This is a genomic window from Flaviramulus sp., from assembly GCF_982512915.1.
This window is the reverse complement of the sequence record NZ_CEWOCJ010000004.1, coordinates 143,165-156,377: the sequence shown is the minus strand read 5'-3', so window position 1 is coordinate 156,377 and position 13,213 is coordinate 143,165. Positions and strand designations below refer to the sequence as shown.

At 29.9% G+C, this 13,213-nt stretch carries 10 protein-coding genes; 5 read left to right on the top strand and 5 right to left on the bottom strand.

All coding sequences use genetic code 11. The annotated features are described in order from the left end of the window. The first annotated feature begins 3 nt into the window (after positions 1-3). Complete coding sequence (locus tag AC1XJX_RS04400) at positions 4-1,125, top strand: GTP cyclohydrolase (RefSeq protein WP_482002749.1); 1,122 nt, start codon at positions 4-6, stop codon at positions 1,123-1,125. Positions 1,126-1,177: 52 nt separating this feature from the next. Here the strand turns inward: AC1XJX_RS04400 and capB are convergent, their stop codons facing one another. From capB to AC1XJX_RS04385, 3 genes are all read right to left on the bottom strand, one after another. After that, positions 1,178-2,437 (bottom strand): cysteate-C-fatty acyltransferase, encoded by a 1,260-nt coding sequence (gene capB, locus AC1XJX_RS04395; RefSeq protein WP_482002748.1) that lies wholly within the window; start codon positions 2,435-2,437, stop codon positions 1,178-1,180. A gap of 232 nt (positions 2,438-2,669) precedes the next feature. Continuing rightward, positions 2,670-3,710, bottom strand: coding sequence for a cysteate synthase (capA, locus tag AC1XJX_RS04390; protein WP_482002747.1), 1,041 nt, complete (start codon positions 3,708-3,710; stop codon positions 2,670-2,672). A gap of 74 nt (positions 3,711-3,784) precedes the next feature. Next, complete coding sequence (locus AC1XJX_RS04385; RefSeq protein WP_482002746.1) at positions 3,785-5,845, bottom strand: S9 family peptidase; 2,061 nt, start codon at positions 5,843-5,845, stop codon at positions 3,785-3,787. Between the two features lie 87 nt (positions 5,846-5,932). On the opposite strand from AC1XJX_RS04385, the gene AC1XJX_RS04380 reads away from it, so the two are divergent. Then, positions 5,933-6,256 (top strand): YbaB/EbfC family nucleoid-associated protein, encoded by a 324-nt coding sequence (locus AC1XJX_RS04380; protein ID WP_482002818.1) that lies wholly within the window; start codon positions 5,933-5,935, stop codon positions 6,254-6,256. A gap of 3 nt (positions 6,257-6,259) precedes the next feature. On the opposite strand, the gene AC1XJX_RS04375 is transcribed toward AC1XJX_RS04380, so the two are convergent. Continuing rightward, positions 6,260-7,273: a threonine aldolase family protein gene (locus tag AC1XJX_RS04375; protein ID WP_482002745.1), complete on the bottom strand. Its 1,014-nt coding sequence runs from the start codon at positions 7,271-7,273 to the stop codon at positions 6,260-6,262. A gap of 185 nt (positions 7,274-7,458) precedes the next feature. Between AC1XJX_RS04375 and AC1XJX_RS04370 the strand changes: the two genes are divergently transcribed. Genes AC1XJX_RS04370 through AC1XJX_RS04360 form a run of 3 tightly spaced genes read left to right on the top strand, consistent with a single transcriptional unit; the run spans position 7,459 to position 10,775 of the window. Next, positions 7,459-8,925, top strand: a complete 1,467-nt coding sequence (locus tag AC1XJX_RS04370; RefSeq protein ID WP_482002744.1) for a circularly permuted type 2 ATP-grasp protein — start codon at positions 7,459-7,461, stop codon at positions 8,923-8,925. A 6-nt stretch (positions 8,926-8,931) separates the two neighbouring features. Continuing rightward, the gene (locus tag AC1XJX_RS04365; protein WP_482002743.1) at positions 8,932-9,876 is read left to right on the top strand and encodes an alpha-E domain-containing protein; all 945 of its coding nucleotides are present in this window, start codon (positions 8,932-8,934) and stop codon (positions 9,874-9,876) included. Between the two features lie 47 nt (positions 9,877-9,923). Beyond that, a complete protein-coding gene (locus tag AC1XJX_RS04360; protein ID WP_482002742.1) occupies positions 9,924-10,775 on the top strand; it encodes a transglutaminase-like domain-containing protein in 852 nt (283 codons plus the stop codon). A 2-nt stretch (positions 10,776-10,777) separates the two neighbouring features. On the opposite strand, the gene AC1XJX_RS04355 is transcribed toward AC1XJX_RS04360, so the two are convergent. Then, positions 10,778-13,189 (bottom strand): zinc-dependent metalloprotease, encoded by a 2,412-nt coding sequence (locus AC1XJX_RS04355; RefSeq protein WP_482002741.1) that lies wholly within the window; start codon positions 13,187-13,189, stop codon positions 10,778-10,780. Positions 13,190-13,213: the final 24 nt, after the last annotated feature.

The following is a 13,213-nucleotide window of genomic DNA, read 5'->3' as shown; positions in this document are numbered from 1 at the left end:
AATATGATTACACTAAAAGAAGTCACTACAAAAAAGGATTTAAAAGCATTTGTTAAATTTCCTTTTAAATTATATAAAAATTCTAAATATTGGGTTCCACCAATTATAAGTCAAGAAATTAAAACCTTCAATAAAAAAGAAAATCCAGTTTTTAATGATGCCGAGGCGAGGTTGTTTTTAGCTTATAAAAACAATGAAATTGTAGGCAGAATAGCTACTATTATTAATTGGCTGGAAGTTAAAGAACAAAACCAAAAGAAAATGCGTTTTGGTTGGTTTGATTTTATTGATGATTTAGAAGTTTCCCAAACACTTTTAAATAAAGTAGAAAGCATTGGAAAAGCCAATAATTTAGATTATACCGAGGGACCTGTCGGATTTTCGAATTTAGATAAAGTTGGTGTTATGACTGAGGGTTTTGAATCTATAGCTCCTATGGTAACTTGGTATAACCACTCATACTATGTTAAACATTATGAAGCAGCTGATTTTGTAATTGAAAAATCATATTCGGAAAGTAAGTTTCCTTTTAAAAATGTAAAACCAGAATTTTTTTATAAAGCGCAAGAACTAATAAAAAAACGCTATCAACTTACTGCATTAAAACTTACAAAAACTAAGGAAGTGATGCCTTATGTTGATAAAATGTTTGATTTATTTAATGAAAGTTATTCGTCATTATCGTCTTTCGTTGCTATAAATGATATTCAAAAACAATATTTTAAAAAAAAATTTATCAGTTTTGTAAATCCTGAGTATATCAAATTTGTAGTTGATAAAAATGATAAAATGGTAGGTTTTGCCATTGTTATGCCTGCTTTCGCAAAAGCTTTACAAAAAGCAAATGGAAAATTATTTCCCTTTGGCTTTAGACATATTTTGAATGCAAAAAAGAACAGTAAAGATGTTATTTTTTACTTAATAGGGATTCATCCAGATTATCAAAATAAGGGCGTACACGCGGTAATTTTCAATGAATATTACGAAACATTTACAGAAAAAGGTATAGAAACTTGTTTTAGAACACCTGAGTTAGAAGATAATTATGCCATACACCAAATATGGAAACATTTTGATCCTGAAGTTTACAAACGAAGAAAAACTTTTAGAAAAGATATATCATAAAAAAACTCCAATTCAAATTGAATTGGAGTTTTTTTATGATATAAAATAATTTCTATTCACCCATTGCTGCCATAACAGCTGCAGATAAACGCTTATAAGTTCCATTGTCTAAACGCTCTCTAATTGCATCAAAAGCATCTAGAGTTTCTTCAACATCTTGTAAAGTGTGTGTAGCTGTAGGAATCATTCTTAATAATATTAAACCTTTAGGGATTACTGGATATACAACTATAGAACAAAAAATACCATAGTTTTCTCGTAAATCTCTAACTAAAGCCATAGCCTCTGGAATACTACCTTTTAAATATACTGGTGTTACACAACTTTGAGTTGTACCTATATCAAAGCCTCTAGCTTTTAATCCAGATTGTAAAGCATCAACTATTTTCCAAAGATTTTGTTTTAATTCTGGCATTGTTTTAAGCATTTCTAAACGCTTTAATGCTCCAACAGTTAATGTCATTTGCAATGATTTTGCAAACATTTGTGAACGTAAGTTATATTTTAAATAATCTATAATCTCCTGGTCGGCAGCAATAAATGCACCAGTACTAGCCATGGATTTTGCAAATGTTGCAAAGTAAACATCTATATCATCTTGCACACCTTGCTCTTCTCCTGCTCCTGCTCCAGTTGCACCAAGAGTTCCAAAACCGTGTGCATCATCAACTAAAAATCTGAAATTAAATTTTTTCTTTAAGGCAACAATTTCTTTTAATCTACCTTGCTCGCCACGCATACCAAAAACACCTTCAGAAATCACTAAAATCCCTCCACCTGTTTGCTCTGCCATTTTAGTAGCTCTTTCAAGATTTTTTTCTAGACTTTCAACATCGTTGTGTTTGTATGTAAAACGTTTACCCATATGCAAACGAACACCATCGATAATACATGCATGAGCATCAACATCATACACTATAATATCATCTTTACCTACTAAAGCATCAATAGTGGATAAAATACCTTGATATCCAAAATTTAGAAGATACGCGGCTTCTTTTTTAACAAAAGCTGCTAATTCATTTTGAAGTTTTTCATGCAAATCTGTATGACCAGACATCATTCTAGCTCCCATCGGATAAGCTGATCCATATTGAGCTGCTGCTGCAGCATCTACTTTTCGTACCTCTGGATGATTTGCTAATCCTAAATAATCATTTATACTCCAAGTAATTACTTCTTTTCCTTGAAATTTCATTCTGTTTGAAATTTCTCCTTCTAACTTAGGAAACACAAAGTAGCCTTCTGCTTGAGAAGCCCATTTACCTAATGGCCCTTTGTCTTTATAAATTTTTTCAAATAAATCTTTCATTTATTGTAAACTTATGCTATTAAATTAAGTTGTAACTAAATGGTGCTTTAATAGGAAATGAAAACATTAAAATGTTATAATTTTAGTAAAGCTTAGTATTAGTTAGTTGCTGCAAAATTAAATATTTAAATGATTTGAACATAATTTTTATTGCTCAATTATTAATAAAATAAAAAAGAAATGGTGATTTACTAAAAGCAAATCACCATTTTGTCTATAATTAATACTTATCTTATTTAATATATTGAATATTTTGAGCAGCAGCTTCATTTTTACTATCAAAAAAGCCTTGTTCATTCATCCATTTGTCACTAAAAACTTTACTCATATATCGTGAACCATGATCAGGAAATATAACTACAATGTTGTCATTTTCATTAAACTCACCCAGTTCCCCTAGTTGTTTTATAGCTTGCATAGCAGCTCCAGAAGTATAACCAACAAACATCCCTTCGGTTTTCGCAATATATCTTGCCATGTGTGCACTCTCCTCATCGGTAACTTTTACAAATTTATCAATCACATCAAAATCAGTAGCAGAAGGGATTAAATTTTTACCTAAACCTTCTATTCTGTATGGATAAATTTCTTTTTCATCAAACTCTCTAGTTTCATGATATTTTTTTATTACAGATCCAAAAGCATCAACTCCAATAACTTTAATCTTTGGGTTCTGTTCTTTTAGATATTTAGCAGTTCCAGAAATGGTTCCTCCTGTACCACTACAAGCTACTAAATGAGTTATTTTACCTTCAGTCTGTTTCCAAATTTCAGGACCTGTAGATTTGTAATGTGCATCGATATTTAATTCATTAAAATATTGATTTATATATACCGAACCTTTCATTTCTTCATGTAATCTCTTAGCAACTTGATAATAAGACCTTGGATCATCTGCACTTACATGAGCAGGACAAACATATACCTTAGCACCCATTGTCTTTAGCATATCTATTTTATCTGCAGAGGATTTAGAACTTACAGCCAAAACACAATCATAACCCTTAATTATACTTACCATAGCAATACTAAAACCTGTATTACCAGAAGTAGTTTCTATAATAGTATCGCCTGGAGTAAGAATACCTTTCTTTTCAGCTTGTTCTATAATATAAAGTGCTATTCTGTCTTTTGATGAGTGACCTGGGTTAAAAGATTCAACTTTTGCAAAAAAGTTACCTTTAAACTTGGAAGCTATTTTATTAAGTTTAATAAGTGGAGTATTACCTACTAAATCTAATACATTATCAAAAACTTGATTTCTGTGTTTCATAAACGCTTTTTACAAACTGCCTTTTAAGAAATAAAACAGTTCAAAACCTGTCAAAAATAAAACTTTTTTTTTTATTAACCATGGATTCCTTCTAAATCTAACAAAAAGGCATATTCTAAGGCAACCTCTTTTAAACTTTCAAAACGTCCTGAAGCCCCACCATGACCCGAATCCATATCGGTTTGTAACAATAATATATTTGTATCTGTTTTTAACTCTCTAAGTTTAGCCACCCATTTAGCAGGTTCCCAATATTGAACCTGAGAATCATGTAAGCCTGTAGTAATTAGCATATTGGGGTAATCTTTAGGTTGAATATTATCATATGGAGAATATGATTTCATATAATGATAATATACTTCATCGTTTGGATTTCCCCATTCATCATACTCTCCAGTTGTTAAAGGTATAGTGTCATCTAGCATGGTTGTCACTACATCAACAAAAGGAACTGCTGCCAAAATACCATTATAAAACTCTGGATTCATATTTATAATAGCACCCATAAGTAAACCACCTGCAGAACCTCCATAAGCATACAAGTGCTTATTTGTTGTATATTTTAGTTCAATTAAATATCTAGAACAATCAATAAAATCAGTAAAAGTATTTATTTTAGTGAGTAATTTTCCATTTTCATACCAATCACGACCTAAATATTCGCCACCTCTAATGTGTGCAATAGCGTATACAAATCCCCTATCTAATAAACTTAAGCGAATTGTTGAAAAAGAAGGGTCGATTGTTGAACCATAAGAACCATAAGCATATTGCAGTAATGGGTTACTTCCATCTAACTTTATTCCTTTTTTATAAACTAAAGAAATTGGCACTTTCAGACCATCTCTAGCAGGAGCCCAAATACGTTTAGATTCATAATTTTCTTTATAGAATTTACTTCCTAATACTTCTTGCTCTTTTTTTATTTCGCTCGTTTTAGTCTTAAAATTATAATCAATAACTGAACTAGGTGCAGTTAGAGAATTGTATCCATAACGTAATTCATCACTTTCAAAATCAGTATTATTACCAATATAGGCTGTATATGTTTCTGAATGAAAAGGTAAATAATAATCTTCTAATCCATTCCAACTTATAATACGTAATTTATTTAACCCATTTTCACGCTCGTTAATTACTAAATACTCTTTAAAAATTTCTATATCTTCAATTAAAACTGTGTTTCTATGAGGGATTAAATCTACCCAATTCTTTCGTGATGTATTATTTTCGTTAGTTTTTGAAATTTTAAAATTTATAGCATCATCTGTGTTTGAAATAATATAAAAACTATCATTATAATGCGCTATGGAATATTCTAAATTTTTGGTTCTTTTTTGAAAAATTTTAAAACGGGCATCTGGTGTATCAGCATTGAGAATACGGTATTCGGAAGATAATGTGCTTGAAGACCCAATAATTATATATTTTTTTGATTTTGTTTTGTAAATATATGTATTGAAAGCTTCGTCTACCTCGTGATAAACCTCTGTATCTTCATCAGTACTTGAATATAATTTATGCTTAAAAATTTTGTGCGAACGAAGAGTCACTTCATCTTTTGTAGTGTAAAATAAAGTTTTATTATCGTTAGCCCAAGTAGCTCTTCCTGTTGTGTTTAATATTTTATCAGTAAAAATTTCACCTGTTTCTAAATTTTTAATTTGAATGATATATTCCCTTCTACTTACAGTATCGTATGAATACGCTGCAAGTTTGTTATCTGGGCTTATAGAGATACTTCCTAGATTGAAATATGAATAACCATCAGCCATAATATTACAGTCGAATAACAACTCTTCTTGAGCCTCTAAATTTTCTTTTTTTCTAATATAAATTGGATATTCTTTCCCTTTTTCATAACGTGTTATGTACCAATATCCATTAAATTTATAGGGCACCGTAGTATCATCCTCTTTAATTCTACTTTTCATTTCTTCAAATAATTCAGTTTGAAAAGTTTCGGTATGGTTCATCATTGCTTTAGTGTAAGCGTTTTCAGCATTCAAGTAATCTATAACCTCTGGGTTATCCCTATCATTTAACCAATAATAATTGTCAATTCTTAAGTCATTATGAATTTTCAACTCTTTTGGTATTTTTTTCGCTTTTGGAACTTGTATATCGTTTTTCAAAAAAAAGGTATTTTATTCTTAAATTTTAAGTCATCAAAAATAGAAAAATTAAATAATTTTGTAATGCAAAACAAAAATTATAAAATTATGTTTGGAGATATGATGAATATGATGGGTAAACTTAAAGAAACCAAAAAAAAAGTTGAAGAAACCAAAAAGCGTTTAGATACTGTTTTAATTGATGAAGCTACTAATGATAATAAACTTAAAGTTACCCTTACTGCAAATAGGACTATTAAGTTTATTGAAATTGATGACTCGTTACTCGAAGACAAAGAACAACTGGAAGATTATTTAATTTTAACTCTTAATAAAGCCATAAAAAAGGCTACACGAGTTAACGAAAATGAATTATCTTCTGTTGCTAAAGAAGGTATGCCCAATATTCCTGGGCTGGATATGTTTAAGTAATACTTAACTTTTTAGATGTTTTAATAATTCTGTATGCATATCATCATTATAATCTAAATGTGTAACCATTCTTAATTTATTGCCACCCATGCTAATAACAAAAATGTTATTTTTAGCTAATTTTTGAACGAATTTTTGTTCGTTAATATCTGGGTTTAATTCAAAAATAATTATATTGGTATCGATAGGTTCTACTGCTTTTATAATTGGCAGGTTTATTAAAACATCACCAATTTCCTTCGCCTTTTTGTGATCTTCATTTAATCTCTGAATATTATTATCCAAAGCATACAACCCAGCTGCAGCTAAGTAACCAGCTTGTCTCATATTCCCTCCAAAAATTTTGCGAATTCTTATGGCATTTTCCATTATTTTAGAATCTCCAATCAAAACCGAACCAATTGGGCAACCTAATCCTTTGCTTAAACAAACAGAAATAGTATCAAATACTTCACCATATTGACTAGCTTTTTCGTTTTTAGCAACTAGTGCATTCCAAATTCTAGCACCATCTAAATGAAATCCTAAATTATTATCATCACAAACGGTTTTTATCTTTTTTATCGCATCTAAATCCCAACAACTACCTCCTCGCCTATTTGCTGTATTTTCAATTTCAACCAAGCTAGTTTTACTATAATAGTAAGCATCTGGATTAATTGCATTTACCACATCTTGTGCTGTAAACATGCCATTATTTACATCTAATAATTTACACGAAACACCACTATTAAAGGAAGCACCTCCAGATTCATAATTATATATATGAGCATATTTATCACAAATAACTTGATCACCGGGGTTTGTATGTAATTTAATAGCTGTTTGGTTTGCCATAGTGCCGCTTGGGAAAAACAATGCTTCTTTTTTTCCAAACATTTCAGCTAGCTGTCTTTCAAGTTTATTTACAGTAGGATCTTCTCTAAAAACATCATCTCCAACTTGAGCATCCATCATTGCATTTAACATACCTTTAGATGGTTTTGTTACGGTATCACTTCTTAAATCTATTATCATACACAGTTTTTTTAAAAAACGAACTAATTTATTAAAGAATTCTATCAAAATGCAAATTTATCCCTTAATAAAATATCAATTTTAGTAACCAATTTTTATCTTTTTAATAAATCTTGGCATGAATTTATTTGTGATTCTCATAATATTTAAAAAAACAAATATGTATTTTAGTCAAAAATCATCCTATGAAGTATAACAAATCAAAACCTATTTTTTCTTCATATCAAAAGAACTCCAATTTATTTGATGAAATTTTTGATGAAAATGAAAATGTAAGACCTACATATAAAAAGATTCTTGAATTATATAGTGATCATTCTATTCAAGATTTTGCTAGTCTAAACGAAAAAGCTAAAGCCTCTTTTTTTAATCAAGGTATCACATTTCAAGTTTACAGTGATAAAAAAGCTCAGGAGAAAATATTTCCATTTGATTTATTTCCAAGAATAATTGAAGCTAAAGAATGGGATACCATTGAAAAAGGTGTTATACAAAGAAGCAAAGCTCTTAATCTTTTTTTATGGGATGTATATCACGATAAAAATATAATAAAAGAAGGTATTGTACCAATTGATTTAATAAATACATCAGCCAATTATTTGCATCAAATGGAAGGTTTTGATCCTCCAGGAGGTATTTATAATCATATTTCTGGAACAGACCTTATTAAACATTCAGATGGTAAATACTATGTCTTGGAAGATAATATACGTTGCCCATCTGGTGTTAGTTATGTAATATGTAATAGAAACGCACTAAAAAGAGCTTTATTTGGAGTTTTTAATCACTACGAAATCCATACGGTTACTGATTATGCCGAGAACCTTCTTGAGATGTTGGAATCTGTTAAGCCTAAAGGTGTCGATTCACCAAATTGTGTAGTGATTACTCCTGGAGTATACAACTCTGCTTATTACGAACATTGTTATTTAGCCAAAAGCAGTGGTATAGAGCTTGTTGAAGGTAGGGATTTGTTTGTTGAAAATGATTTTGTTTATATGAAAACTATCAACGGTCCTGAAAAAGTTGATGTTATTTACAGAAGAATTGACGACCTATTCATAGATCCATTAGAATTTAGGAAAGATTCCGTTTTAGGAGTGCCAGGGCTATTTGCTGCTTACAAAAGAGGCAATGTTACTCTTGTAAATGCTCCAGGAACAGGCGTTGCAGATGACAAGGCAATTTACACATACATGCCTCAAATTATAAAGTATTATTTAAACGAAGAACCTATTTTAAATAACGTACATACTTACCATTGTAGTAAGCCAGAAGATTTAAAATATATTTTAGAAAATGTTGATAAATTAGTAATAAAACCGGTAGATGAAGCTGGAGGTTATGGTATTTCAATAGGAAACAGACTTACTAAAGAAGAAATAGAAAAGGTTAAAAAAGCAATAAAGGAAAATCCTCGTAAATATATAGCACAACCAATTATGTCGCTATCTGTGCATGCTACATATATAGATGAAACAAGTTCTTTTGAACAACGCCATGTAGATTTAAGAACTTATACACTTTTAGGTCAAGATAAAGAATTTGTTCTAAAAGGAGGACTAACTAGAGTTGCTCTACAAAAAGGAAATTTAATTGTTAATTCATCTCAAGGAGGTGGCTCAAAAGATACTTGGGTATTAAAAAAATAAATTTATATGCTAGCAAGAGTTGCCAATGATCTATTTTGGATGGGACGTTATATTGAAAGAGCAGAACATACTGCAAGATATTTAAATGTAAACTATTTTTCATCATTAGATGCACCTAATAAATTATCTCAATCCAGAACATTTGTACTTAACTCAATGTATGCATTGGTTGATAATAGAGTTGAAAATACTTCTGAATTAAAAGAAAATGAAGTTTTGTATGATATTGCATTAAATCCAGAAAAAACATATTCAATTATTAAATGTATAAAGTCTGCAAGAGAAAATGCTAATAGTTCTAGAGATTTAATTTCCACTGAATTTTATGAATCTATAAATAAATTTTACCATTTTGTAATTAGTTATCCAAAGGAAACTTTTGTTAAAAATGGACTTTTCGATTTCACTACAACTGTTACAGAGCATACCGCTATTTTGAGAGCTAAAATTAGAGGCACCATTCTACATGATGAAGTATATGCCCTTATAATGTTGGGAATGAATATTGAAAGAGCTACTCAAATTACTAGAATTATAAAAACAAAATTTGATGATGCAGAAAGAGCAACTGGTGGTTACACCAATCCTTTTAAAAATAGTTATGAGTGGACAACGCTTTTAAAATGTGCTGAATCCTATGATATGATGAGACGCTTTTACAGAAAAACGCCAACACAACTTACAACATTAGAATTTTTATTGTTAAATCCAAATTGTCCTAGATCTGTAACAAACAGTTTAAACCAGAGTTACAAGCACATAAGTCAATTAGATTCTCTAAAACTTCATAATATAAATTCTTCATCGTTTTTAATTGGGAAAATGCGTTCAGAATATGAATTTAAAACTATAGAAGAGGTTCAGAAAAACGTGAGAGAATTTATAGAGGACACTTTAAATAAATTAATTAAAATTAGTATTAAATTAGAAGAAGAATATTTTAATTATTAAATATTGCTTTAAAATTGTTATACCTTAGTAAGAATAGTTTCTTATAAATGTCATTACATTACAGGATAAAATACAAATCAAAGAATACTTATGAAAACCCAGTTTCTGAAGCGTATTGGCAATTTTTAGTGACTCCAGAAAATAATGAAACTCAAGAAGTTTTATATAGTAATTTTAGAACTACAGTAGATGCTAGAATAGAAAACTCAATTAACGGTTATAATTTTGAAACAACTCGTATTCATTGTAAAAAACCGTTTGACAAAATATGTTTTGAAGCTGAATTTAGATTGCATAAAAAGGACATAAATCCTTTCGGATTTTCACCAATTTTTAATAATTTATTAGATTACAATTTAACAGAAAATCATTCTTTTAAAGTTGAATTTGATAATTTCTTAAAACATACAGAACTTACAAAACTTCCAGAAAACATAAAAACCATTCATAAATTCAACAAAGAATTTACTGTATTTGAGAATTTAAATAATTTAAACAACTGGGTTTACAACTATCTTCAGTTCAAAATTGGTGTTACCAAAGTTAATACTTTACTAAAAGAAATAGTTGTTTCAAAACAAGGCGTTTGTCAAGATTTTTCTCATTTATTTTGCGCAATTTCTAGAGAAAATAATATTCCAGCACGATATGTTTCTGGTTATTTACATCAAGGAAATGGTTATTTTGGAGACTCTCAGATGCACGCTTGGGTTGAAGCTTTTTTACCAAATATTGGTTGGATAGGATTTGATCCTACCAATAATATTCTAGTTAATCATAACCATATTAAAGTTTGTCATGGAAAAGATTATAATGATTGTCCTCCTATTAAAGGCATAATTTATGCATCTGGCAAAAATGAAACCACACATTCTGTTGAGGTTTGGCAACAACAATAAATTTAATTAATATTATAGGTGCAAACATCTGAACCAATTGGCGACCCATCTGGTATTTTTGGAGCGTCTTCTAATTCAAATTTTTCAGGATTTTTTCTAAAATTAGAAATGGTTATAACATATTGATTTGCATATTTTACAGGTTTCTTTTTATCATTAAGTAATTTTAAAATCTTGTTTATCGCGCTATTTACTTCTGACTTAACTTGTAAAAATGTATCATTATCAACCGCTAAATTCATCAAATATTTTAGAATCTCTACATTTATCATTTGCTGTACTTCATTCAAATAGGTATCAGTATATTTAATTTTAAATGAATTATTAATTAAATCATTTAAAACCTCTTCTAATCCTAATTGTTCACCATCAATACTTTTTTGTTGAATTAATCTATTCATCCTTTCAGGATGTAATAAAAATTTAAGTGTCAATTCACTTGATGTTGAAACCGCACTTAGAGGATCAAAACTAACACCTGTTAACCCTTCAAAAGATTCTCTAGTTCTATTATAACTAAACGCTCTTGGTGGAAATAAACTTAATTTATCCTTTGGAATGGCTAATGTTTCAGCAGAAAGTGTTTTTAAAATAGCTTTTAAAGCTTCGCGTTGAGCTGAAGCATCAATTACCTTAGTAGTGAAATTTGCTTCACCTTTAACAGCATAATTATAATCCAATCCACCTATTACTTTTGTGGCTGCTTCAGTTTGATAACGATGCAAAAAATATAATGGAACAAAAACATCTTCTAAAACAGAAAAAGGCTCATATGTTCGAATATTATCCTCTGAAAAAGTAGAAATAGCTTTTTGTCTCACTGATAAAATAGCATCTAACTCTTTAGAAGGACTTTTACCGTTATCCCATAAATGTGCTAAGGCATGTGCACCACCAAATGCTCTGGCATCACTATCAGCAATAAAACGTAATCCTTTTTTTGTAGCATCATCAAGTATAGTATTTAAAGCCTTTTTCTCGTCTTCATTTTCTTTAAAATCACTATAACTATAAGCTACTGATACCTTATCCCAATCACCAATACCAACACTGTAAGCATTTTCTAAATTAATTTCACTATTTACTAAATCAATTTGTGGATGTGGATAATCCATAACGGAAGCATTGTTATTCGTACTAGCTGCAAAATTATGTGTAAATCCTAAGGTATGCCCTACCTCATGTGCACCAAGTTGACGAATTCTAGCCATAGCCATATCCAACATCGGTTTGTAATTATCATCTTGATCTGCAAAAGGCTTATTTAATAATGCTTGTGCAATTAAAAAATCTTGACGAACCCTCAAACTACCTAAGCTAACATGGCCTTTAATAATTTCACCAGTTCTAGGGTCAGTAACACTAGCACCATAACTCCAGCCACGAGTTGAGCGATGAACCCATTGAATCACATTATATCTACAATCTAATGGATCTGCTCCATCTGGTAGCATTTTTACTTGAAAAGCATCTTTAAAACCTATAGCTTCAAATGCTTGATTCCACCAAGAAGCACCCTCAAGTAGACCATTTCTAACTGGCTCAGGAGTTCCTGGGTCTAAATAATAAATAATAGGCTCTATAGCTTCAGAAATAGTGGCTTCTTGATCTTTCTTTTCTAAACGATGCCTAATAATAAATCGTTTATTTATTTGTTCTTGAATAGGTGTTGCATAATCATAATATGACATTGGTATCGCACCACTTCTTACATCAAAAACTCTAGGTTTATAATTATTATCTGGTAATTCTATAAAGGAATGATGTTGAATTACTGTAACCAAAGAAGGAGTAGGTACAACACTTCGGAGTTTTCCTCCAGTTGGTGCGCCAGCAAATGTTAATAGTGATTCGAATTCTACATTTTTTGGAAATGCTTTTGTTCTTTCCAATGACAAAGCACTTTTTGTCAAATCTACTTTATAAGCACCCTCATTAGAACGTTTTAATCTGTTTGATACCTCATGCGCATCCTCCATTAAAAATGGACTAATATCTATTTTATATGTACCTTCTTTTTCTTCTATTATTTTAAAGCCATATAACACAGACTTGGCAAAAGCTTGTTCTATACTTCGTTTCTCTAAATCATTATCCGTAATTGCTCTGTAATTTTGATTTGGCTGTACCAATAATAATTTATTGCCAGCTTTTGTGAATTTCACAACCCGCTCATTACCTAATTGTCCTCTATCTAAACCAATATCATTAGAGCCAATTCCAGTTGACAAAGCATTAACATATAAAAACTCTTTATCTAAATTACTTACTTCCAGAAATATTTTATCTTCACTTTCATCATATGAAAAATTAAAAAAACCTTTATAATCCATTAGTTTTTTTTCTTTTGATTCTTGAGAAAAAGCGATAAAAACAAAAATTAGAGAACAAATGGTTAGTGTGATTTTTTTCATGATTTAAATTTTGATTATAAATCT